Raw genomic sequence first — 23,654 nt, forward strand, 5'->3', positions numbered from 1 at the left:
ACTAGCCCCAACGCATCACAGCCAACAGCCACACCAGGGACAACGCGAACGCCACCCAGATGCTCCAGTCGGTGACGCCGATTACCAGCAAATGCAGGTAGGCGCTGCCGAGAAGACCGATGAACAAGCGATCGCCACGGGTGGTGGCAATCGGTAGCAAACCTCGCCGAAGCACGCTCGGCGAACGCAACTCCCAGGTGGTCATGCCCACCAGGATCAAGGCAATGACGCCGAAGAACGCCGCCGTAGGGACGGTCCAACTCATCCATTCCATCATCAGCTCCTCATACCCGGCCCAGGGCAAAGCCCTTGGCCACGTGGTTGCGAACAAACCAGATCACCAGCATGCCCGGCAGGATGGTCAACACCCCCGCCGCCGCCAGTACGCCCCAGTCGATACCTGATGCCGAAACCGTACGCGTCATCACCGCCGCGATGGGTTTGGCGTTCACCGAGGTGAGGGTTCGTGCCAGCAGCAGTTCGACCCAGGAAAACATGAAGCAGAAGAACGCCGTTACGCCGATGCCGGAGCCGATCAGCGGGATGAAAATCTTCACGAAGAACTTGGGGAAACTGTAGCCATCGATGTAGGCGGTTTCGTCGATTTCCTTGGGTACGCCGGACATGAATCCTTCGAGAATCCACACCGCCAGCGGCACGTTGAACAGGCAGTGAGCCAGGGCCACGGCGATGTGGGTGTCGAACAACCCGATCGACGAATACAGCTGGAAGAACGGCAACAGGAACACCGCCGGTGGCGCCATGCGGTTGGTCAGCAGCCAGAAGAACAGGTGCTTGTCGCCCAGGAAGCGATAGCGCGAGAAGGCATAGGCCGCCGGCAGTGCAACGGTCAGGGAAATGATCGTGTTCAGGCTCACGTAATACGCCGAGTTGATGTAGCCGGTGTACCAGCTCGGGTCGGTGAAGATCACCTTGTAGTTGGCCAGGGTGAAATCCTGCGGGAACAGCGTCAGGCCGCCGAGGATTTCGCTGTTGCTCTTGAAGGACATGTTCAGCAGCCAGTAGATCGGCACCAACAGGAACAGGATGTAGAGCAGCAAAGGGATAAGCTTTCTTTTGCTCATGGCGCGGGCCTCAACGGTTGGCGTCAGAGTGAGTCATGGCGGTGTAGAACAGCCAGGACACCAACAGGATGATCAGGAAGTACACCAGCGAGAACGCCGCGGCTGGCCCCAGGTCGAACTGCCCTACGGCCATCTGCGTCAGGGTCTGGCTGAGGAAGGTCGTGGCATTGCCCGGGCCGCCGCCGGTGAGCACGAAGGGCTCGGTGTAGATCATGAAACTGTCCATGAAGCGCAGCATCACCGCGATCAACAGCACGCTCTTGAGCTTGGGCAACTGGATATGGCGAAACACCGCCCAGGCCGAGGCACGGTCGATCCGCGCCGCCTGGTAATACACATCCGGAATCGCCCGCAACCCGGAGAAACACAACAGCGCCACCAGCGAGGTCCAGTGCCAGACGTCCATCACCAGTACGGTGACCCAGGCGTCCGCGGTGTTCGCCGCATAGTTGTAGCTGATGCCCATGGCATTGAGGCTCGAACCGAGCAGGCCGATATCGGCGCGGCCGAAGATCTGCCAGATGGTGCCGACCACGTTCCACGGGATCAGTAGCGGGATGGCCAGCACGATCAGCACCACCGACGACCAGCGGCCCTTGGTCGGCATGGTCAGGGCGATGGCGATGCCCAGCGGAATTTCGATCAGCAGCACGCAGGCGGAATAGATGAACTGGCGCAACAGCGAGTCGTGCAGCCGAGGGTCGAGCAGTACCTGCTTGTACCAATCGGCACCTACGAAATAGCGGCTGGACTGGTCGAAAATGTCCTGCACCGAATAGTTGACCACGGTCATCATCGGGATCACCGCACTGAACGCCACCAGCAAGAACACCGGCAGCACCAGCCACCAGGCCTTGTTGTTCTGCACCTTGTTCATGGCTGCGCCTCCTGGTTGGCTTGGGCTTCGAGCAGGAAATCATCGGCGTACACCATCAACCACTGCGCCGGAAAGCTGATGTAGGCCGTACCTTGCGGCACCGGTTTGTCTTCGGCCAGGCGCACCTTCAGGGGCGCGCCGTCGAGGTTGAGGGTCATGATCTTGTAGGTGCCCAGGTCCTCGACGTGTACGACCTGTGCCCGCAGCGCGTCATCAAAGGCTTCGTCCCAGACATGGACGAACTCCGGGCGAATGCCGACCTTCAGGGTTTTCCATTCGGATTCAGCGATGCGTTGCTGCATGGCCTCGGACAGCGGCAGGTGGGTCGAGGCGAACCCGACGCCACCCAGTTGCGGCTGCACCTCGATCAGGTTCATCCCCGGGCTGCCGATGAAGTAGCCGACAAAGGTGTGGCTCGGGCGCTCGAACAATTCCCGTGGTGTGCCGAATTGCACGATCTGCCCGCCGTACATCACCGCAATCTTGTCAGCGAAGGTCGAGGCCTCCAGTTGATCGTGGGTGACGTAGACCATGGTGATGTTGAACTGCTCGTGGATCTGCTTGAGCTTGCGTCGCAGCTTCCATTTCAGGTGCGGGTCGATCACCGTCAGCGGCTCGTCGAACAGGATCGCCGACACATCGTCGCGCACCAGCCCGCGGCCCATGGAGACTTTCTGTTTTTCGTCGGCAGTGAGGTTGCGCGCCTTTTTGCTCAGCAGGTTCTGCAGGTCGAGGACTTCGGCGATTTCCTGCACCTTGGTATGAATCCTTGCCTCGGCCATACCCTGGTTGCGTAGCGGGAAGGCCAGGTTGTCGAACACCGTCATGGTGTCGTAGACCACCGGGAACTGGAAAACCTGGGCAATGTTGCGCTTCTCCGGCGTCAGGTCGTTGACCGCTTTGCCATCGAACAGCACATGGCCCTGGGACGGACTGAGCAGCCCGGAAATAATGTTGAGCAAGGTTGATTTGCCACAGCCCGACGGACCGAGCAACGCATAGGCGCCGCCCTGCTCCCAGATGTGGTCCATCTCGCGGATCGCGTAGTCCTCCGGTCCCACCGGGGTTTTGGTGTAGCTGTGGGCGAGGTTCTGCAAACGGATTTCGGCCATCAGGCTACCCTCGCGACACGCTGGCCCGGCGCCTGTACCAGCCGGCCCTGCGTATCGAACACAAACAGTTTATGGGTCGGGATGTAGATACGGATCGGCGCATCGACGTCGTATTCGTGAACACCCGGCAAGTGCAGCACCAGCAGGAAATGCTCGTTGCGCACGTGCAGAAAGGTTTCCGAGCCGCTGATCTCGGCCACCTCGACGGTCACCGCCAGTTCGAGGTCATCGTCATTGCTCGGCACCAGCGAGATATGGCTGGGTCGCACACCGAAACGGAACTCGCCCTCGCCCACCGGACGCAAATCGACGTTCAGCGGAAAGTGCACGAAGTTGGCGAAACTCACTTCGTTGCCAGCAATGCGCCCCGGCATCAGGTTGATTGGCGGTTCGGAGAACAACTCCGCCGCCAGCACGGTTTGCGGCCGGTGATAGACCGAGGACGACTGTCCGCTCTGGATCACCCGGCCTTCGTGAAGAATGGTCGTGGTGCCGCCCAGGGCCAGGGCCTCGTTGGGTTCGGTGGTGGCATAGATCGCGATGGTATGGCGCGCCTTGAACAGCTCGCGCATTTCCTGGCGCAGTTCCTCGCGCAACTTGTAGTCGAGGTTGACCAGCGGCTCGTCGAACAGGATCAACTCGGCATCCTTGACCAGCGCCCGGGCCATGGCCGTGCGTTGTTGCTGGCCACCGGAAAGCTCCAGTGGATAACGCTTCAGAAACTTTTCGATGCGCAGCATCTTCGCGGTTTCCAGCACCTTGCTCTGGATCAGCTCGCTGGATACACCGGCCTGGCGCAGCGGCGAGGCGATGTTGTCGAACACCGTCATGGTCGGGTAATTGATGAACTGCTGATAGACCATCGACACATTGCGCAAGCGCACCGGCCGTTGGGTAACGTCGACGCCGTTCATCAGGATGCGGCCGCTGTCGGGCTTGTCCAGACCGGCCATCAGGCGCATCAGGCTGGTTTTGCCGGACAGGGTGCGCCCCAGCAAGACGTTGAAGGAACCGGGTTCAAAACTCAGGTTGGCATCGTCGATCCAGGTCTGGCCCTCGACGGTGCGGCTGACGTGCTCCAGGGTGAGTGACATGGCTCGGCCTTTTATTATTGGAGTCAAGCGACCGGAGCGATAAAGCGACATCCGTGCCAAAAATCCCAAGCCATTGATTCAGCTAGAAATCAGTGAAAACCACAGCCCGTCGACGTTCGTTGCTGAACACAAATGAACAATCTGAAATGAACAATTGAACAGTTCACCCATTGACAGTGAACAATAGTGAACAACACTCTACGGACTGTTCACGGCCCCTGTAGGAGCTGCCGAAGGCTGCGATCTCTTGATCTTGCTCTTCAAAGACAAGATCAAAAGATCGCAGCCTTCGGCAGCTCCTACAGGGGGCGCATGTACCCATAAAAACAATAAAATGCTGATTCAGAGACTGACTGCCATGCCCGCACCCGCATCGCCGCTGTCCCACGACGCCATCATCCAGGACTCCTGGTCGCGTTGCCGCGCGTTCGGCCTCAGTCATCAGAGCGCGCCGGCATTCGATCAATTGCCGGCCGCGGGCATCGCGCAACTGCTGGAGAGCCAGCACTCACTGGTGCAAACCACCCACCAGGAAGTGCTGCCCTACTACGAGAACATCCTGAGCAATTCCAATTGCCTGATCATGCTCGCCGACCATCAGGGCCAGGTACTCACCTCGTGGGGCACCCAGCGCTTTATCGAGCCGAAGCTGGCCCGGGGTTTCAGCGCCGGCGCCAGCTGGATGGAACGTTGCACCGGCACCAACGCCATTGGCACCGCCCTGGCCTGCGAACAAGCCGTGCACATCGAGCACGATGAACATTTCCTCAAGGCCAACCGCTTCATGACCGGTTCCGCCGCGCCGATTTTCGATGCCGAGCGCAAGGTGATCGCGGTGCTGGACGTGTCCAGCGACAGCTACCTGCCGCCTTCCCACACCCTGGGCATGGTCAAGATGATGAGCCAGACCGTGGAAAACCGGCTGATCCTCAACCTGTTCCATGGCCAGCATTTCCAATTGACCTTCAACACCGGCCTGAACAACCTCGACAGCCAATGGGCCGGCTTGCTGATTTTCGATGAAAGCGGCCAGGTGCTGTCGGCCAATCGCCGGGCCGACAATCTGCTGGGCATCCGCCTGTCGCGGGTCAGTGTCGAAAGCCTGTTCAAGGTCTCGCTGCTGGAACTGCTCAATCAGCCCGAAGGCCTGCCCTTCGCCTTGCAAACCTCCGGACGCAACCGCTTCCAGTGCCTGCTGAAGCGGCCGAAACAGGCATCCATTCAACCCCGAGTGTTCACCGAGCCGGTTGTCGCTACACCCGCGGCCATCAGCCTCAACACCCTGCATTTCGGCGACAGCCGCGTGGAAAAAGCCGTGCGCCAGGCCGAACGCTTGCTGGAAAAAGACATTCCACTGCTGATCCACGGTGAAACCGGGGTCGGCAAGGAAGTCTTCGTCAAGGCCCTGCACCACGCAAGCTCACGCAGCAAACAAGCGCTCATCGCCGTCAACTGTGCGGCGATTCCCGCCGAATTGGTGGAATCCGAGTTATTCGGCTATGAGAAAGGCGCGTTCACCGGCGCCAACCAGAAAGGCAGCATCGGGCTGATCCGCAAGGCTGACAAAGGCACGCTGTTTCTCGACGAAATCGGTGACATGCCGCTGCCGACTCAGGCGCGACTGTTGCGGGTGTTGCAGGAGCGTTGCGTGCAGCCAGTGGGCAGCAGCGAATTGTTCCCTGTGGACTTGCGCATCATTTCAGCGACCAATCGCTCGCTGCGCGAACAAGTACAACTGGGGCGGTTTCGTGAAGACTTGTACTACCGCATCGGCGGCCTGACCCTGGAACTGCCTCCCCTGCGTGAGCGCAGCGATAAGGAGGCACTGTTCAAACGCCTGTGGGAGCAGCACCGCGAACCGGCACAATGGGCTGGTTTGAGCCAGGAAGTGATGGCGTTGTTCGGCCGCCACCCGTGGCCGGGCAATTTGCGCCAGGTCAGCAGCGTGATCCAGGTGGCCCTGGCCATGGCCGAAGAACAACCGGTGCGGGCAGAGCACTTGCCGGATGATTTTTTTGTCGACCTGGAGATGGAACCGGTAGAGACGCCGGAGCCGCTGGGCATCGACTTGAATGATGTGGAAGCACTGAATCGGCAGTTACAGGCGGTCGGGGGGAATATTTCGTATCTGGCGCGGCTGTTGGGGGTTAGTCGCAATACCCTGTACAAGCGGTTGCGCCAGGCTGAATGACAAGTTGCCCGAGCGGGCCCCTTCGCGGGCAAGCCCGCTCCCACAGTGTCCGTGTCGTACACAAAATCTGTGCAACCCGCTGAACCTGTGGGAGCGGGCTTGCCCGCGAAGGCGTCAGCCCTGTCACTTCAAAATGAACTGCCAGCCCCTAAAACAAAAACCCGCGCAAGGCGGGTTTTTTATTTGTACGCCGAAATACGTAATTGTGCATAAACCCCAGTAAATACTGGGCATACCGGTGGTACAATATGCGTGGCGGTATGTGGCTGTACGCCTAAACCCGTGTAAATATGTGGGGCTGAGTGTGGGGCTGTTGCAATGAGCGAGCTAAATCCGAAGCAAGTCGAGCACCTAACCGAGCCGGGTAGATACTCGGACGGTGACGGGCTTTATCTGGTAATCAAGGCCGGGGGAAACAAGTCTTGGCTGTTGCGCTACCAACTCAACGGCAAGCGCCGAGATATGGGCCTGGGACCGTATCCAGCGGCAAAACTCAAAGCAGCTAGGCAAGCCGCCGCTGAAGCACGAGCACTGATCCTGAAGGGCTGCGATCCCTTGGATGAGCGCCGAGCCGAGCAGCAGCGCCGAGCAGAACAGGCCAATGTCGCGACCTTCAAATCGCTGGTGCTGGATTACCATTCGGCACACTGCCAACACCTGACTGAACGCCGCCGCAAAGGCTGGTTGTCAATTATGGAACGCTACGCTCTCCCGACTATGGGCACGCTGCGACCTGATCAAATACAGACGGAGCATGTACTACGTGCTCTGCAGCCGATCTGGAGCGCGAAACCAGCAACAGCCGATGAGTTGCGCGGCCATATCGAGCGGGTGCTGGATGCAGCCAAAACGCTCAAACTAAGGACCGGGGAGAATCCTGCACGCTGGCGCGGCCACTTGGACAACCTACTGAGTCGAGCCGACAAAAAGCGCGCAAGGCAAAAGAACAATCATCCAGCGATGGCTTGGCGCGACCTACCGACGTTCATGGGCAGACTGGCTTCTAGAGAGGGACGTGATGCTACTGCGTTGCAATTGTTGATTCTGACTGCTGCTCGCGCCGGAATGGTTCGTTTTGCCACTTGGGACGAGTTCGACCTTAAAGCTGCCACATGGAGCCTACCTGCCGAGCGCATGAAAACACGCCAGCCGTTTACAGTTCCGCTTTCGCGGCAGGCGGTTGCATTGCTACAAAGCATTCCACGCATTGCTGGCAGTCCTTATCTGTTTCCTGGCACCAGCAGCAAGTCTGGCGTCATGCACATCGGAGCAACCTTTAACCTGCTGCGCTCAATGGGACTACCGGACATAACCACCCACGGTTTCCGCGCCACCTTTCGCACGTGGGCGAGTGAATGCACTCACTACCCGCGTGAAGTTTGTGAGCTGGCGCTGGCACATGATGAGCGCGACCAGACAGAGGCCGCCTACAGTCGAAGCAACCTGCTGGAAAAGCGCCGGGAGCTAATGCAGACATGGGCTGACTACGCCACCACCGCGCCAGCGGCGAATGTAGTGCATGGCGCATTTGGGAGGGGGGGAGCATGAAGTCTATCGACGAAGCACTCACGCAGCACTTCGAGGATGCGGGGGAACAGTCGTCTTTCGGACCGCTGCGGGTGCTAATCGCGCTTTCTGAGCTTGCTGCTCCCCCGGCAACCCTGCCCATGCGAAAAGTAGCCGTTCAGGGTGTGGTCACTAAGGCCAAAGAGTTAGCCGCGATGCTTAATCCGGCGCAAAAAGCCAAACTAGACTGCTTGCTTCTGTGCGTTGCCACATTTTGCGGGGCTGCGCTCCTTCCCCAAGTCGTGGTGAATGACAACAGATATAAGAAGTCACTAGGCGTGACCAATATGCTTAAGGACGCCGCGATTGATAGGGCAAAGGCCATAGCCACCGAGCTATGGGAAGCTGATATCGCTCAGGTGATAAAACTCGCAATGATGGTTCAATCGGTCTGGAATCAGATGATTGATGAGGGCTACCAAGCGCAACTACCGGACAAGCCTGAAAGCATCAGGAAATGGATCAAGCACGTTGCGCCAGCCTATGCCCGCAAAGCTGGCCGCCCCCGTAAAACCCCCTAAGCGGTACGGTAAACCCCAATACCGTAACGGCTGGGTAATTTTTTAAACCCGCCGTACCGCACAGCATAGCCCCATACCGCCGCACCCCGCAGCGGCCCTAATTGGGGCATATCCAACATGACCAGCGCACCCTTCCCCCGGATGATTCTACGCATCCACGACCTACAAAAAGTTATGGGTCTTAGTCGCACTAAAATTTACGAGTTGATGGCCGAGGGCAAGTTCCCCAAGGGTAAGCCGATTGCTGGACTGCACGCCGTTGGCTGGGACAGTCTGATGGTTGAGTCCTGGGTAAACGCTCAGCTTGACCAACCCCAATAAAAAACCGCCGACCAGTTAAGGAGTCAGCGGCTTTGGGCGGAACAATACAAGTGCAATTTTACACCCCTTTGCGCGCACCACACCCCTTACAGGTTGGGCTTCTCAGGAGAGGAACCCAATGGAAAATCTATCGCTACCCAAAGCCAGCCCACTTGACTTCTACCTTGGCCAGAGCGTGGTTATACAGCTTGTCCCAGTGACATACACCGGGATACTTAGTGCAGTCGAGCCACAGTGGTTGGTCATGACCGACGCCACAATCACCGGTAATCGAAACGCCGCGCAGGTGAATTGTGTTCAGGTCTACCACCAAGCGTTCAATCGAATTGCTCATATTCACCTTGAGGCCGACTTGCTCGCGATGGAGGTGCTGGCATGACCATCTATGAAGGATCTCCGGGCCAATGGGCACATATTGAAAACCTTTTTCAACGTAGAGCGCATGAATTGCTCGATTTCGGGGACAGGCCAATTCCGGTTGGTATGGAAACGAAGATAACGCTAGTCGGGTGGTCGTCGTGGCTCGAAAAACTTAGCCACGACGCAATTGATGATTACTGGGGCAGGAATCCCCAGGCTGGGCTGGGAATCATCGTCGATGATCAGACTATGGTGCTTGACGCCGACTCGTCGGAGTCACTCGCAAGACTGCAGGCACTTATTTCGGAGCATGGTCTCGAGTGCAACTGGATTCAACAGACCCGTAAGGGGATGCACTACCGCTTTCGCCGAGCACCCAGCACTACGGCTTGGCAGCAAGGCTTCAGCACAGTTAAAAGCCCCGACAGCATCGATGTAAAAACCGGCCGCAGCGCCACCGAGGGGAGAGCCATGCTAGTAGTGGCCCCGTCACCGGGAAAGACCATGCTCCTCGACTCCGCATCTTGTATCGGTGAACTGGTTGAGGTTGGACAGGACTTCATCGACGCGGTTTGGCAGGCGAACGGAAGAGAAGCGCCACGACCCGCTGCGCCAAGGAGACAACACGGACCTTTGCACGACACTGGGTTTCTGGGCGAGCTGCTGGCCTTCATCAAGCCGGACTGCGACTACGACCGCTGGCTGGCCGTACTCATGGCCCTGCACTTCGAAATGGGTGGATCTGCGGATGGGCTAGAGCTGGCTTGTCAGTGGAGCGCAGGCGACGACAGCGAAGTCGAAGAAAAATGGCGCAGCTTTCATACGGACGCGACCAATCCGGTAGGGCTGGGCACGCTTAAGAAGTACGCCTCCGAGGAAGGCTGGAGCGAGTTTAAAAGCCTGCTGGCGCGAGCCAAGAAGCTTGCCAAGGACGCCGAGCCTGAGGAAGTGACCACGCTAGCCGTGCAGGCGGGCTTCTTAGGACCTGTCGAAGGGGAAGCCGTACTTAAGCAGATCAAAAAGAGTACAGGCACACCAAAGGGCGCACTGCGCAGCGCGATACGCTCCGCCAAAGGCGGGTGCGACCATCTGCAATTGGCACGCAACGCGATTGAAAAAGTCGGGCACAAAAACCTTGTAGGTGCGCACTCTGGCGTTTGGCAGTGGAGTGAGCGCGGCGTATGGCAGCTGTGCGAGGAGCGAGCACTTCGACAACTGGTGCAGGCTGAGGTCGAAGCCAGTGCCGAGAACGTAACTAAAGGGCTTGTGGACTCTGTGACCGACCTGCTCAAGACCGAGGTCTACATTCAGTCTTGCGCCTTCAACGTAGGCCCGCCCGAGTGTGTCAACGTGCTGAATGGGGAGTTATCTCTACAGAAGGGGGAATGGTATATCGAGCCCCACAATCGGGAGCACTACCGCACGTCTCAACTCCCCGTGGATTTCGACTCGGAGGCCAAAGCGCCACGGTTCGAGTTATTTCTAGAATCAGTCTTTGATGGCGACGAAGACGCCTCGGACAAGGCGACTGCCTTGCTTGAAATGATGGGTTATTCGCTGATGGCGCACTGCCGACTGGAGAAGTTTGTTCTGCTGATTGGCGAGGGCGGCAATGGTAAGTCCGTGGTGCTGAGAGTAATTGAGGGGCTGTGCGGTCCTGACGCTGTCTCAGCCGTCCAACCTGCGTCGTTCGGCAGTAGCTTTCAACGCGCCGAGTTGCACAACAAGTTAGTTAATTTGGTTAGCGAAATGAAACAGGGGATGACCATCGACGACGCCGCACTCAAGGCAATCGTGTCGGGTGAAGGAATGACGGTCGAGCATAAGCATCAGAATCCGTTCACTATGCACCCCTTCGCTACTTGCTGGTTTGGCGCGAACCACTTGCCCCACACACGGGACTTTTCGGATGGGATGTTTCGCCGTGCGCTGATTCTTCGATTCAACAACGAGTTTAAGCCCGAGCTAGGCAACTGCGACCTCCTGCTTTCGGACAAACTAATGAAGGAGTTGCCTGGAATCCTGAACCTTGCCCTACGGGCCTACGCTAGCGGATTAGAAAATGGCTTCACCACGCCGGTAAGTAGTCTGGCCGAGCTCAAGACATGGAGAACTGCGGCTGATCAAGTGGCACGTTTTGTTGAGGAGTCAGGCATGGTTGAGCGTGACCTGTCGGGACGTGAGAAGTCAGCGACTCTTTTCCAGCTTTACCAAAGTTGGGTCACGCAAGAGGGTATCAAGGTAGCCGTAGCACACACCACGTTCACCGAGCGGCTGCTTCAACTCGGTTGCACAACGGCTAAAGGCCATGCTGGTCGGCGGGATATATTCGGTCTACGCACCAAAACGAAAAATTAGGAGGCAAGGGAGGCGGGGGTGCCCCCAAATTAAATGCAGCTTTAAAAAAATAAAAAACCAAAAATATAGTTCTACTTACGAGTTAAGGGGGGGGAATATAGCTAAAAATAAAATTTTATTTTTTTTTAACCTATAACAATTTGGCTGCACTGCGCCTCCCTTGCCTCCCCTACTGGTAGTGCCGCCTGTAGCCCCTTCCATGTTGCGGACTGCGGAGCACTGGCGGTCCTGCTACCCCGCTTTACGGGCCGGGTGGCGCGTCTTTGGTCTGCCCATCTTCTTGGGGCCAACACTGAATAGTCCCAGCAATCCCGCCCGCTGGAGATAGCGGCGCATTTCTTCCAAGGCCAGCGGTTCAACCACCTTCAGGCGCTCGACCCAGCGCTGGAAGTACATGCGCTTCATCCCGACAGGTCTGCGAATACACTGAATTGGCATATCCCGTGCGTGGAGCTTGGCGCGTAGTCGCTCGTACCCTGCCACCAAGTCCCGCCCCTCGGCGCGCGGAGCGACGCTGTTTGGTCTATGCAGTCCATGGCAGCCCCGGCAGGCGAATCCACCCGTCCATAGGTAGAGCTTCCGCCGCCGCGTGGAGCATCGAGGGCAGAGCACTCGCACTCTAAGTCTATTGCACTTGTCCACGCTCATGGTGAGGTCCAGCCGCTGCGTCGCCTCGTTAGCCGTCACCAACAGATGATCGCCCATCATTTGGGTGGTGATCCGCACTTCGCCCTCTAGCCCACCCTTTAGCTCCAGCTTTGCTCCAGCATCCAGCCCACCCATCTGCCGGAACGCGCCCATCTCCAGGGCTGGAACCTCGCCCGTGTGTGGTTTTCTCATGGCAGTTGCTCCCGCTTGGCGCGGCGTATCGCCGCCAGCCGTTGCTCACGCTGAGCTTGCTGGAGCGCTGCCCTGCTTTCGGCATCACGCCGCCCGACCGCCTCGACTACAGGGGGCGTGACAGACCTGCTCGCTAGTTCTGCCAGCAATGCAGTGGGCCCTTGTACTGCTGCCTCTAACACGGCTACTGCGTCCTTAGCCCTGCGCAACCGTTCAGCAGTACCAAGCCCAGAGCGCAGTCCATGGCACTTGGCACAGGCGAAAGTTTCGAGCAGGTAACGCAGTGAAGTAGGCTTTCCGCACTGAGGGCAGCACCAACAAACTCGGTGCGCGACAGGACGGCCACGCACTCCAGTCCAGCGGAGAGGTAACGCTTGCCGGTGTCCAATCCAACTAACTAACAGTGCCGAGCGGTCGGGGGCTTCGCAATCAAATATCAGCTCGCCTAAACTCAAAGTGCCGGGTGCGGAGTCCCTCAGTAACCCTTGATGCAGCAAGGTTCTGATGTCCAGTGTAGGTAGTCTGCGCGCTGCAAAGTGGCGGCCCCTTGGTTGGTGGCACGGCATGCTTATTTTACCACGCCGTACGTTGGCTGCGGCCCCAGCAATGCCCCTGTGCTTAGGCCCCCCTAAAGTTAACCCGCAGGACTTCCGAGTCGATCCGTGATGTCATGGAAGGACTCTTCAGGTAAGCCCATTCCCGAAAAATAAGCCGCGACACTCTGGACTTTGCTAAAGATGCCCAGTTTTTAGGAAAGACCAAAGCAAAAATGCCATCAGCCCGTAGGAAGTGATGTAGCCTACTACTTTCCAAATTTTGTTATAACGGGCACGGCGTCGGTCGTCAGCGGAATTGTATTTCTCCCCCAGCCACCAGAACACCCAACCGATACCAGCTAGAACAAGAAAACACACGATAACGATGACTGTCGGCTTAGGTGCAATAGAGAGCGCGAACGCCACGGCAACTCCAACCCCGCACGCTAAGCCTTTCCAAAACCCCTTCTCCTCATTATTCATAGCTGCTACCTGTAACTGGATAAACGGCCGTATCTGTCCCCGCTTCCCGCGAATAAATCCCTTCAGTTCATTTAGACTGTTGACGTAACTAGGGCGGATTGATGATTTTTGCGTCAGCAGTTGTGGATCAGCATAGCAGCAATGTCCCGATGAAAGAGGCATCAGGCCCCGCCGCATATTGGCAATTCCAAGCCTTAGACCGCCCTTGATCTGTGCCACGACGGCATAATTTCCAGCTCGCAGCTACTCCACACTTCTGTGGGACTGCATTTAGGGCGTCACTCAGATTGATCGTTTCGCCTTTATTGCGAGTTAGGGCTAGACACTCATTAATCACGTCTCCGTGCTTTTACTTTGGATTGTATTTCTCGTAGTACTTACCTGCTAACTCTTGCGCTTCCGCCAGCTTCGCGGGGGGCAACTTCGTAGCATACTCGTCACGTCTTTCCGTGAAGTTTCCAAAGCCGTATGTATCGATCGCCGCTCCCAGAGAAGCCCATACATAAGCTTGTTTGTAGTCCTGCGTTACGCCTTCCCCAAAAGCATAGCAGTTTGCGAGCGCCCTAATAGCACTAAGGTACTTTTGTTCAGCGGACTTCAAATACCAACTCGCGGCCTGCTTATAGTTTTGAGGCACTCCTTTGCCCTCATAGTAAAGTTCGCCCAGTTTATACTGAGCTTCAGCGCTCCCTTGACTCGCAGCCTTTAGGTACCAACTGAATGCTTCAGTGGGATTTTTGGGGATATCTAATCCGTACAAAAGTCGATTCCCCATTTTAATCTGCGCCGAACTATTTCCTTGATCCGCTGCCCTTCGTAGATATGTCTCACCTTTCATAGGATTTTGGGGTACACCTTCAATGCCGCCGAGGTACGACTCGCCAAGTACAATCATCGCTGATGAATCATCTTGTTCTGCCGCCTGATTCAGAAAAGACAGACCTTTCTCCGTGTTCTTTGGAAGATCTGTAGCCCCGCTAAGGTACATACCACCGACAATACTCTGAGCGGGGGCATAACCTTTTTCAGCAGATTGCTCCATCAAAGGAAAACTTTTTCTAAAGTTTTTATCAGGGTTTTCCAGCATTTCAAGAACCCCCAGGAAAAAGAGGGCTTGAGGATTATCTTGCGAGTTGGCTTTTTCTAACCAATATCTAGAGAGTTTGGTGTCTTTTGGAAGGCCAGGCACACCCATCCCGTACAGCAATCCCAACATCGCTTGCCCAAACGAATTACCTTGGTCCGCAGCTTTCTTTAGCCAATAGACACTTTGAGTAGCGTCTCTTTGAGGTTCGCTTTTCAAGTCTAAAAGGCAGCTCGCAAGAATAACTTGCGCATCAGAGCTGCCTTGTTCTGCAAAGCGCTGAAGCCAGGGAGTGGCTTTAATTTGGCCACAAGTTTGAGAATTATCTACGATGTATTTCGCAAGAAGACTCATCGAAGGTTGGTCGCCTTGGCTGCTTTTCTTAATAAGTGAATCAACATCCACGGCAGCAAACGCTAGCGGTTGAAACAGAGCCAACGCAAGGGAAAACAGCGCGACTTTGAGCTTCATGACGACCCTACCTCTCGAAATTCCATTGTTTACCCATTGCTTAGCCTCACCGGAACTGAAGAGTTGTCATGACTCATAAGTACCGGCTGAGGTCAGCCTACATTCATTGGGTTAGTGTTGCTTTGACCTAGGACAATACAGCAGGAGATCATCATGGAGAGAGTCCTTTTGCTCGTCACGGCTTTCACTCAAGTCTACTATCTGACAGTCGCCATAAATCTTGCTCAACTTGTTCGCGATAATCCCAGAGCGTATCCAAGTTTCTTCTGTTGATTTCCCAATCCGCGAACGACCAACCTAAGATTTCGTCGATTTCCTCAAGCAAAGAAAAACACTCAAGGGGGGTTTCGGGATAAATCTTCATTTGCGCCTTTCTCATTAGAGAGTCTCGACGCGCCAGAAGCGCTTCCCATTTTGCTTTATCAGCCAAGACTTCTTTATCAACCTGACGGATCGAGCGCTTCCAAACAAAAACGCAACCTAGCCAAACGGCTAACCCGAGGCCAAAGTTTCCGATACTTGTAAAAAACCAAGCTGGTAGCAATGCCAGCAGGTAGACAATGCACGACACGCGTAGGATTTGTTTTCTTTGACTTGGATGTGTTGAGGTTTCAAACGCCACAAATATCCCTCCATTCAGCGATGCCTTGACTAAGCGAAGGCAGCCAAAACATTTTCAACCAGTGCAATTTATTTGCTCATTGAAACCACTGTATGCCGCAGGCTTGCTGGGCTGTGACGTGTTTTCTCGGTTAGGGGAAAATCATTCTCTATCTCAAGGCGCACTAGGTCGTACATCCGGCTATTGCGAACCAACAAATAAAGGCTTGCCGAGCGGCCCGTGAGAAGGAGTTTATAGACGGGGGGGGCTGCCAACCTTCCATTTGGCGACAGCGCTTTGTCATTTGATGACAGATCATGACCGTTGGTCTGGGATGGCGCATAATATTGCGTGGGTCAGTTTTGCGTAGTAATCCAGCCTCCTATGCAAAACGACTTGTCGTCACTGATGTGCAAGTTTACGGCTTGGGTTTGAGAGTGAGAAATCCTGAGCGTCAGCTATGGTCGATTGGAGCCCATCGTGAAAGGCAATAATCGGCCGATTCTGTTGAAAAAGTCGGCCTGGTTTGCACATCAGAAAAGTACGCTTCCGAGATTGAAATCTTTATTTTTGGCAGAGGCTTCCGGACTCGGATTTCACGTAGTAGCGTGCAAAAGGCGTTTTCACCAGTCAATGATCAGGCGGTTTGGGCAGACCGACTTTTTCAACAGAATCGGCCAATAACGGCCCTTCGGCCTAAGCCAGCTTTCGGCAAAAGCGCTACGAAATCAGGAACGGCTCAGTCTGCCGCACCTTCCAACATGTCATCAGCAGAAAGGTTCTTCTGCTTCAGCTGTTTGTTAATCAACTTCAGCGGTTCGCGCAATGCCTGCTCCAGCCGAGTCATGTGCTGAATCATCCACTGGATTATCTCCGACCAGTTCGATTTGTCGTACCCATCAACGTCTTTGGTGTACTGGATACGACAGGCCTTTTTGTTGGGCAACGGCAACCAAACAAGATTATGTCCAAACGCTGCTTCAATCCCATCCCTCTGTGCCTCCAAGCGCTCGAACACAAAGCTGTTCGCAGCGGCCTGACTGCTTTGCAGGCTAAGACCGACTCGTATTTCGTTTTTACCGAAGACAAGCTGATATGGCATACCGCTCAGACCTGAGCCGGCGTTGAGCCAGTGATCCTTCGTTGGGCTGATATTGTTGTACACGGAGCAATTACTCTGACTGAAGGCTTCCAGCGCCCGTTCCCAAAAGTCTTGCCGCAGGGTGTAACGATGCTTCTGTTCACTGTCGGCACTTTTTTCCTCATCTTCCTTGGCCACCATTCCGATCATAAAATCCGAAGACTCCGGCGTGGGGATAATCTGCTCACAGTTGAGGAATAGTTCATCACCTGACTGGTAGGGCGTCACTTTGAAACATTGGCAGGCGATTCCAAACTGACTGAGCCACAGTACCGTATTAGTGATTTCTTTGCGGTAACGAGCGGCGACTAAGATCAACCGCTGTGTCTTTATCCGGTTGATCTGTGCGGCTTCCAGTCCGTCGATCTCTAGAAACTCGATCAGGTTGTCAGCTGCTCTGCCCGCTGGCTGGCCGGATTCATGTGCTTTCTGATTTAAATAGCGTTGGTATATTTCGATGACCTGGGCTTTACTCAGATTAGCGCAGTAGCTGGCGTATTTCAGTGCCTGCCAAATAACGTCACGCCCAGAGTCGTCGAGTTTGTTCTCGATAATGACCAGATTTCCCTCCTTATCTAGGGCTAAAAGGTCGAGCCGTTCGCGGGTATCATCGAAGCCGTCAAACTCCTTCTGAATGATCAGCAGCTCCTCACCATCGCCCTGTGCCAGCGCCTGTGGGCAGTTTTCCAGCCACTCTTGCAAATGCTTGCGTTCAGTGAAGCCCAGCTCCCCAAAGCGCTTTATTTCCAGCGGTGCGATACGGTTCTGGATAGGGTTAATCTTAAACATGAGCCACTTCCTGTAACTGGCTTTTATCTCCTGCAAGTGTACCTCACCAGAGGTCATGCCGAAAAAGTCTCGCAGAGCTGAGTGAGGTTTTCTATTTCGCATTCATTTTTGGCCAAACACTCACTCAATGCAACTGAGGCCGTAGATCTCAAAAATTGCTAGGCTGAGTTTGGCTGTGGACTAAGCGGATCGATAGCGGCCCGCACCAAGGTGAGCCAATAGCAGCCGTTGACGACCGACAGAGAGCGGCCGATTGTGTTGAAAAAGTCGGCCATGGTTTCCACGGCAGAAAAGTACGCGCCTGAGATTGAAATCTTTAATTTGAGCAGAGGATTCCGGGCTCGGATTTCGCGTAGCGGCGCGCAAAAAACGCATTTTCAGCGGTCAGAATGTGGGCGATCTGGAAGAACCGACTTTTTCAACAGCATCGGCCAAAAGAGGTCAGTCGCTGATGCTTACGAAATCAGGGGTGATTCAGTGAATATTTATAGTTTTGCATTAATGGAGGTTAACAATGGGCATTAAAGATTGCTTTGCTAAATATGGAGCGACACTCAAGAATGTCAATTGGTCGGTTTCGTCAGAAAATAATAAAGGCGAATTGGTAGTCAGCCTGTGGCAGCAGTTTTTCACCAAGCCAGAGAGCGGCGTGATTAAATATGTAGATTGCGTTTCGCGTTGGTCTGGTCATGGAAATATTGAGTTTAGAGAGCGAATCGCAAAAGCATACGATACAAACCAGTCTGTTCGAGTAGTCATTGCAAGAACTGACGACGAAGACGCCGTTCGCAAAGGGCAAGATGCCAGTAAGCTAAAAAATAGATTCCATATAAAGGAAGAATGGCTCGGAAAGGTCACATTTTGGGATGGTGACCGTTTCGAAATTGAATTCAGATCATCTTAAGGAGCCACAAGGCGTTTAGCGGGCTGCGCTGGGTTGATTAGTGCCTGTCGTCAACGGCAGCGATGTGCAGCTCTCCACCGATCATGGTTACGATGCATGATGGTCAAATCCGATGCGATCGGTGGCCAGATGCAATGCAAACGGGTGGTCACGTGGGATGCAGTTTCGCAGGATGGAAGTAGCGCAGAGGTGGTAGCACCATGCACCTGTAAAAACACACATTTTTTGTGAATGACTACAGCCCTGCACAGCACCCCACCGCATTTTACCTTACGGGGGGGCCATTTGGGGTTACGGGGGGCGCTTGGGGCTAGGGCCCTAAGCGCCGCACAAAAGGCAGGGGCCAGCCGTGTGTGCGGCCAACAGGGCCGCTACAGCATGCCTGTGGGGCAGTTACACGGTGCAGCTTGGTCCGGTGCGCAATAGGTGGGCACTGCTAACTGCTTGGCAAGCCGACAGCCCTTCACGCAAGCAATCCGTGTGGGGCTCAGCGTGGGGCCGCCACCATACTCAAGAATTTAATTAATACAAAACAATAAGTTACGTAATAAAAAAACCCGCACAAGGCGGGTTTTGTCTGTAACAAGCAAAGCAATCAGTCAGCCAGACGCCAGGTCGTGCCGCCCTTGCCGTCTTCCAGCACCACGCCCATGGCGGTGAGCTGGTCGCGGATGCGGTCGGATTCGGCCCAGTCCTTGCCGGCACGTGCCGCCAGGCGAGCGGCAATCAGCGCCTCGACTTCGGCTGCATCCACGCGCCCTTCGGCACCGGCCTGCAGGAAGTCATCGGCTTCGAGCTGCAACACACCCAGCACGCTGGCCAGTTCTTTCAGACGCGCCGCCAGGCCGGCCGCTGCATTGAGATCGCTCTCGCGCAGACGGTTGATCTCGCGGACCATCTCGAACAGCACCGCGCAAGCTTCCGGCGTGCCGAAGTCGTCGTTCATCACCTGGGTGAACCGCTCGACAAAGGCTTCGCCGCCGGCCGGCGCCACGTTCGGCAGGCCTTTCAACGCGTGGTAGAAACGCTCCAGGGCGCCCTTGGCGTCCTTGAGGTTGTCTTCCGAATAGTTGATCGCGCTGCGGTAGTGGCTCGACACCAGCAGGTAACGCACGACTTCCGGGTGATACTTGTCGAGCACGTCGCGGATGGTGAAGAAGTTGTTCAAGGACTTGGACATCTTCTCGCCATTGATACGAATCATGCCGCAATGCATCCACGCGTTGGCGTAGGTCTTGCCGGTGGCCGCTTCGCTCTGGGCGATTTCGTTTTCGTGGTGCGGAAACTCAAGATCGCTGCCGCCGCCATGAATGTCGAAAGTCTCACCGAGGCAGCAGGTGGACATCACCGAGCACTCGATGTGCCAGCCCGGACGCCCGGCGCCCCACGGCGATTCCCAGCTCGGTTCGCCCGGCTTGGCGGCTTTCCACAGCACGAAGTCCAGCGGGTCCTGCTTGGACTCGTCGACTTCGATGCGCGCGCCAATGCGCAGGTCTTCGATCTTCTTGCGCGACAGCTTGCCGTAGCCCATGAACTTGCCGACGCGGTAGTACACGTCGCCATTGCCCGGGGCGTAGGCATAACCCTTGTCGATCAGGGTCTGGATCATCGCGTGCATGCCCGGGATGTGATCGGTGGCACGCGGCTCCATGTCCGGCTTCTTGATGTTCAGGCGCGCTTCGTCTTCGTGCATCGCCGCGATCATGCGTTCGGTCAAGGCTTCGAACGACTCGCCGTTCTCGTTGGCCCGGTTGATGATCTTGTCGTCGATGTCGGTGATGTTGCGTACATAGGTCAGGTCGTAGCCGCTGAAGCGCAACCAGCGGGTCACCAGGTCGAACGCAACCATGCTGCGGCCGTGGCCCAGGTGGCAGTAGTCATACACGGTCATGCCGCACACGTACATGCGCACCTTGTTGCCATCGAGCGGCTTGAAGACTTCTTTGCTCTTGGTGAGCGTGTTGTAGATCGTAAGCACGTTATTTCCCTTGACGCTGAATCACTGGCCCCACGAATCACGCAGGGTCACGGTACGGTTGAATACCGGCTGACCTGGTTTCGAGTCCTTGAGATCGGCGACGAAGTAACCTTCGCGCTCGAACTGGAAACGGTCTTCCGGCTGTGCATTGCCCAGCGAGGGTTCAGCACGACAACCGGTGAGCACCTGCAGCGAGTCAGGGTTGATGTTGTCCAGGAAACTGGCGCTGTCTTCGGCCTTCTCCGGGTTCGGAGAACGGAACAGACGATCGTACAGACGCACTTCGCACTCGACGCTGGCCGCGGCCGGCACCCAGTGGATCACGCCTTTGACCTTGCGGCCTTCCGGGTTCTTGCCCAGGGTGTCCGGATCGTACGAGCAGCGCAGTTCGACGATGTTGCCATCGGCGTCCTTGATCGCTTCGTCGGCGCGGATCACGTAGCTGCCGCGCAGACGCACTTCACCGGCCGGTTCCAGGCGCTTGTAGCCCTTCGGCGGCTCTTCCATGAAGTCTTCACGGTCGATGTAGATTTCACGGGCGAACGGCAAGGCGCGCACGCCCATGTCTTCCTTCGGATGACGCGGCAGTTCGAGGTTTTCGACCTGGCCTTCCGGGTAGTTGGTGATCACGACTTTCAGCGGACGCAACACGCACATGGCACGCGGGGCGCTCTGGTCGAGGTCGTCACGGATGCTGAACTCGAGCATGCCGAAGTCGACCACGCCGTCGGAACGGTTGGTGCCGATCATTTCGCAGAAGTTGCGGATCGATTTCGGCGTGTAGCCACGGCGGCGGAAACCCGACAGCGTGGACATGCGCGGGTCGTCCCAGCCGTTGACGTGCTTTTCATCGACCAGCTGCTTGAGCTTGCGCTTGCTGGTGATGGTGTAGTTCAGGTTCAGGCGGCTGAACTCATACTGACGCGGGTTGGCCGGCACCGGCAGATGCTCGAGGAACCACTCGTACAGCGGACGGTGGCTTTCGAACTCCAGGGTGCAGATCGAGTGGGTGATGCCTTCGATGGCGTCCGACTGACCGTGGGTGAAGTCGTAGTTCGGGTAGATGCACCACTTGTCACCGGTCTGGTGGTGGTGAGCGTGACGGATGCGATACATGATCGGGTCACGCAGGTTCATGTTCGGCGAGGCCATGTCGATCTTGGCCCGCAGCACGCGTGCGCCGTCCGGGAACTCGCCGGCCTTCATGCGGGCGAACAGGTCCAGGTTCTCTTCGACGCTGCGGTCGCGGAACGGGCTGTTCTTGCCAGGTTCGGTCAGGCTGCCACGGTATTCCTTGGCTTGCTCCGGAGTCAGGTCATCGACGTAGGCATTGCCGGATTTGATCAGCTCCACCGCCCAGTCGTGCAACTGGTCGAAATACTGCGAGGCGTAGCGCACTTCACCGGACCACTCGAAGCCCAGCCATTTGACGTCGCTTTCGATCGCGTCGATGTATTCCTGGTCTTCCTTGGCCGGGTTGGTGTCGTCGAAACGCAGGTGCGTGACGCCGCCGAACTCCTGGGCCAGGCCGAAGTTCACACAGATCGACTTGGCATGGCCGATGTGCAGGTAGCCGTTGGGCTCAGGCGGGAAACGGGTGACGATCTGCGTGTGCTTGCCCGAGTCCAGGTCTGCCTGGATGATCGGCCGCAGGAAGTTGACCGGCACGGCTGGGCCGGTCTTGGCATTCGAGGTAGGGTCGACAGTGGGCTTGCTCATAGGATCCTTGAACGTACAAGTGCGTGGCCGTAATGAAGGCCGGACAAAACAAAGCCGCTATCATAGCCGATGCCGTCAAGTACCTGACAGAGCGCACTCTGTAAACCGTCGCATTTAATGGGCCGCAAATGAAAAAACTGCCTCGAAATTCGTGCCTGTCACGCTAAACTGCGCACCTTGGCCGAGACAGGCTGAACCGGTTAGGGGATGGAATGTCCCAAAACCACGAATTCCCTTAGTGAGTAACGATCATGACCCAAGTCAAACTGACTACCAATTTCGGCGACATCGTCATCGAACTGAACGCCGACAAAGCCCCGATCACCGTGGCCAACTTCGTCGAGTACGTTAAAGCCGGTCACTACGAAAACACCGTTTTCCACCGTGTCATCGGTAACTTCATGATCCAGGGCGGCGGTTTCGAGCCAGGCATGAAAGAAAAGAAAGACAAGCGTCCAAGCATCCAGAACGAAGCCGACAACGGTCTTTCCAACGACAAGTACACCATCGCCATGGCCCGCACCATGGAGCCGCATTCGGCTTCCGCACAGTTCTTCATCAACGTGGCGGACAACAGCTTCCTCAACCACAGCGGCAAGAACGTTCAAGGCTGGGGCTACGCGGTATTCGGTAAAGTGACCGCCGGCACCGACGTTGTCGACAAGATCAAAGGCGTGGCCACCACTTCCAAGGCCGGCCACCAGGACGTACCGGCAGACGACGTGATCATCGAGAAAGCCGAGATCATTGAGTGATATTGCTGATTTCAGATTTACATCTGGAAGAGGAGCGCCCGGACATTACCCGGGCGTTTCTGGATTTACTCGCCGGACGCGCCCGCTCGGCGAGTGCGTTGTATATCCTGGGCGACTTTTTCGAGGTGTGGATTGGCGACGACGCCATGACGCCCTTCCAGCGCTCCATCTGCCAGGCCCTGCGCGACCTCAGCGACAGCGGCACGGCCATTTTCCTGATGCACGGCAATCGTGATTTCATGCTCGGCAAGGCCTTCTGCAAACAGGCCGGCTGCACCCTGCTGAAAGACCCGAGTGTCGTGCAATTCAACGGCGAGCCGGTGCTGCTGATGCACGGCGACAGCCTGTGCACCCGCGACGAAGGCTATATGAAGCTGCGCCGCTACCTGCGCAACCCGATCACCCTGTTCATCCTGCGTAACCTGCCCTTGCGCACCCGGCACAAGCTGGCCCGCAAACTGCGCAGTGAAAGCCGTGCGCAGGTGCGGATGAAGGCCAATGACATCGTCGACGTCACGCCCGAAGAAATTCCGCGGATCATGCAGGAGTACGGGGTGAAGACCTTGATCCACGGGCATACCCATCGTCCGGCCATCCACAAGTTGCAGTTGGGCGACCAGGCCGCCCGGCGCATCGTGCTGGGGGATTGGGATCGCCAAGGGTGGGCGTTGCAGGTGGATGAGCAAGGGTTTGCGCTGGCACCGTTTGATTTCGCCCCGCCGCCGCAACTCGCCGCACCTGCGAACTGAAGGCGGTAGGAGATCCCTGTGGGAGCGAGCTTGCTCGCGATAGCGGATTAACATTCAACATCTCTGTTGACTGATCCACCGCCATCGCGAGCAAGCTCGCTCCCACAGGGGTTCCACGG

At 56.4% G+C, this 23,654-nt stretch carries 21 protein-coding genes; 9 read left to right on the forward strand and 12 right to left on the reverse strand.

Going from position 1 to position 23,654, the window contains the following annotated elements; genetic code table 11:
• Position 1: 1 nt before the first annotated feature.
• From PMI26_RS26760 to PMI26_RS26740, 5 genes are read right to left on the reverse strand one after another with little or no spacing between them, the layout of a single operon-like run.
• Entirely contained in the window at positions 2 to 274 is a 273-nt protein-coding gene (locus PMI26_RS26760; protein ID WP_007970457.1) for a DUF2160 domain-containing protein, read from the reverse strand.
• A gap of 10 nt (positions 275 to 284) precedes the next feature.
• Complete coding sequence (locus tag PMI26_RS26755; RefSeq protein ID WP_007970460.1) at positions 285 to 1,085, reverse strand: carbohydrate ABC transporter permease; 801 nt, start codon at positions 1,083 to 1,085, stop codon at positions 285 to 287.
• Positions 1,086 to 1,095: 10 nt separating this feature from the next.
• Positions 1,096 to 1,962: a carbohydrate ABC transporter permease gene (locus PMI26_RS26750; RefSeq protein ID WP_007970461.1), complete on the reverse strand. Its 867-nt coding sequence runs from the start codon at positions 1,960 to 1,962 to the stop codon at positions 1,096 to 1,098.
• Positions 1,959 to 3,074, reverse strand: coding sequence for an ABC transporter ATP-binding protein (locus tag PMI26_RS26745; RefSeq protein WP_007970463.1), 1,116 nt, complete (start codon positions 3,072 to 3,074; stop codon positions 1,959 to 1,961). The genes PMI26_RS26750 and PMI26_RS26745 overlap by 4 nt, the downstream gene beginning before the upstream one ends.
• Positions 3,074 to 4,168, reverse strand: coding sequence for an ABC transporter ATP-binding protein (locus PMI26_RS26740; protein WP_007970465.1), 1,095 nt, complete (start codon positions 4,166 to 4,168; stop codon positions 3,074 to 3,076). The genes PMI26_RS26745 and PMI26_RS26740 overlap by 1 nt, the downstream gene beginning before the upstream one ends.
• A gap of 358 nt (positions 4,169 to 4,526) precedes the next feature.
• Here PMI26_RS26740 and PMI26_RS26735 point away from each other — a divergent pair, with 358 nt between their 5' ends.
• The 6 genes from PMI26_RS26735 to PMI26_RS30265 all read left to right on the forward strand — a co-directional run bounded on the left by PMI26_RS26735 (position 4,527) and on the right by PMI26_RS30265 (position 11,485).
• The gene (locus tag PMI26_RS26735) at positions 4,527 to 6,359 is read left to right on the forward strand and encodes a sigma-54-dependent Fis family transcriptional regulator (RefSeq protein ID WP_007970467.1); all 1,833 of its coding nucleotides are present in this window, start codon (positions 4,527 to 4,529) and stop codon (positions 6,357 to 6,359) included.
• Between the two features lie 318 nt (positions 6,360 to 6,677).
• Positions 6,678 to 7,907 carry a tyrosine-type recombinase/integrase gene (locus PMI26_RS26730; protein WP_007970468.1) on the forward strand — a complete coding sequence of 410 codons (1,230 nt, stop codon included), beginning with the start codon at positions 6,678 to 6,680 and terminating at the stop codon, positions 7,905 to 7,907.
• Positions 7,904 to 8,446, forward strand: coding sequence for a hypothetical protein (locus PMI26_RS26725; protein ID WP_007970469.1), 543 nt, complete (start codon positions 7,904 to 7,906; stop codon positions 8,444 to 8,446). Before PMI26_RS26730 ends, PMI26_RS26725 begins: the two co-directional genes overlap by 4 nt.
• Before the next feature lie 141 nt (positions 8,447 to 8,587).
• Complete coding sequence (locus PMI26_RS0129305) at positions 8,588 to 8,767, forward strand: helix-turn-helix transcriptional regulator (RefSeq protein ID WP_338009681.1); 180 nt, start codon at positions 8,588 to 8,590, stop codon at positions 8,765 to 8,767.
• A gap of 118 nt (positions 8,768 to 8,885) precedes the next feature.
• Positions 8,886 to 9,146, forward strand: coding sequence for a hypothetical protein (locus tag PMI26_RS26720; RefSeq protein WP_007970471.1), 261 nt, complete (start codon positions 8,886 to 8,888; stop codon positions 9,144 to 9,146).
• A complete protein-coding gene (locus tag PMI26_RS30265) occupies positions 9,143 to 11,485 on the forward strand; it encodes a phage/plasmid primase, P4 family (RefSeq protein WP_007970472.1) in 2,343 nt (780 codons plus the stop codon). Before PMI26_RS26720 ends, PMI26_RS30265 begins: the two co-directional genes overlap by 4 nt.
• 231 nt (positions 11,486 to 11,716) lie before the next feature.
• On the opposite strand, the gene PMI26_RS31290 is transcribed toward PMI26_RS30265, so the two are convergent.
• The 5 genes from PMI26_RS31290 to PMI26_RS26705 all read right to left on the reverse strand — a co-directional run bounded on the left by PMI26_RS31290 (position 11,717) and on the right by PMI26_RS26705 (position 17,430).
• Positions 11,717 to 11,881, reverse strand: coding sequence for a hypothetical protein (locus PMI26_RS31290; protein WP_157222253.1), 165 nt, complete (start codon positions 11,879 to 11,881; stop codon positions 11,717 to 11,719).
• A gap of 1,175 nt (positions 11,882 to 13,056) precedes the next feature.
• Entirely contained in the window at positions 13,057 to 13,563 is a 507-nt protein-coding gene (locus PMI26_RS31295) for a hypothetical protein (RefSeq protein WP_157222254.1), read from the reverse strand.
• A gap of 130 nt (positions 13,564 to 13,693) precedes the next feature.
• The gene (locus PMI26_RS26710; RefSeq protein WP_007970476.1) at positions 13,694 to 14,899 is read right to left on the reverse strand and encodes a tetratricopeptide repeat protein; all 1,206 of its coding nucleotides are present in this window, start codon (positions 14,897 to 14,899) and stop codon (positions 13,694 to 13,696) included.
• Between the two features lie 184 nt (positions 14,900 to 15,083).
• Positions 15,084 to 15,521 (reverse strand): hypothetical protein, encoded by a 438-nt coding sequence (locus PMI26_RS0129325; protein ID WP_033047380.1) that lies wholly within the window; start codon positions 15,519 to 15,521, stop codon positions 15,084 to 15,086.
• Between the two features lie 718 nt (positions 15,522 to 16,239).
• Positions 16,240 to 17,430, reverse strand: coding sequence for a DUF4268 domain-containing protein (locus PMI26_RS26705; RefSeq protein WP_007970478.1), 1,191 nt, complete (start codon positions 17,428 to 17,430; stop codon positions 16,240 to 16,242).
• A 514-nt stretch (positions 17,431 to 17,944) separates the two neighbouring features.
• On the opposite strand from PMI26_RS26705, the gene PMI26_RS26700 reads away from it, so the two are divergent.
• The gene (locus PMI26_RS26700; protein WP_007970479.1) at positions 17,945 to 18,334 is read left to right on the forward strand and encodes a hypothetical protein; all 390 of its coding nucleotides are present in this window, start codon (positions 17,945 to 17,947) and stop codon (positions 18,332 to 18,334) included.
• A gap of 595 nt (positions 18,335 to 18,929) precedes the next feature.
• Here PMI26_RS26700 and cysS read toward each other — a convergent pair.
• Together cysS and PMI26_RS26690 are read right to left on the reverse strand one after the other, a co-directional pair.
• Positions 18,930 to 20,312: a cysteine--tRNA ligase gene (cysS, locus tag PMI26_RS26695; protein WP_007970481.1), complete on the reverse strand. Its 1,383-nt coding sequence runs from the start codon at positions 20,310 to 20,312 to the stop codon at positions 18,930 to 18,932.
• A 21-nt stretch (positions 20,313 to 20,333) separates the two neighbouring features.
• A complete protein-coding gene (locus tag PMI26_RS26690; RefSeq protein ID WP_007970483.1) occupies positions 20,334 to 22,031 on the reverse strand; it encodes a glutamine--tRNA ligase/YqeY domain fusion protein in 1,698 nt (565 codons plus the stop codon).
• A gap of 251 nt (positions 22,032 to 22,282) precedes the next feature.
• On the opposite strand from PMI26_RS26690, the gene PMI26_RS26685 reads away from it, so the two are divergent.
• Positions 22,283 to 22,786 (forward strand): peptidylprolyl isomerase, encoded by a 504-nt coding sequence (locus tag PMI26_RS26685; RefSeq protein WP_007970485.1) that lies wholly within the window; start codon positions 22,283 to 22,285, stop codon positions 22,784 to 22,786.
• Positions 22,783 to 23,535 carry a UDP-2,3-diacylglucosamine diphosphatase gene (gene lpxH / locus PMI26_RS26680; protein WP_007970487.1) on the forward strand — a complete coding sequence of 251 codons (753 nt, stop codon included), beginning with the start codon at positions 22,783 to 22,785 and terminating at the stop codon, positions 23,533 to 23,535. Before PMI26_RS26685 ends, lpxH begins: the two co-directional genes overlap by 4 nt.
• Positions 23,536 to 23,654: the final 119 nt, after the last annotated feature.

Origin of the sequence: Pseudomonas sp. GM33 (genome assembly GCF_000282295.1) — a bacterium.
In the GTDB taxonomy this organism is placed as follows: Bacteria; Pseudomonadota; Gammaproteobacteria; order Pseudomonadales; family Pseudomonadaceae; genus Aquipseudomonas; species Aquipseudomonas laurylsulfatiphila.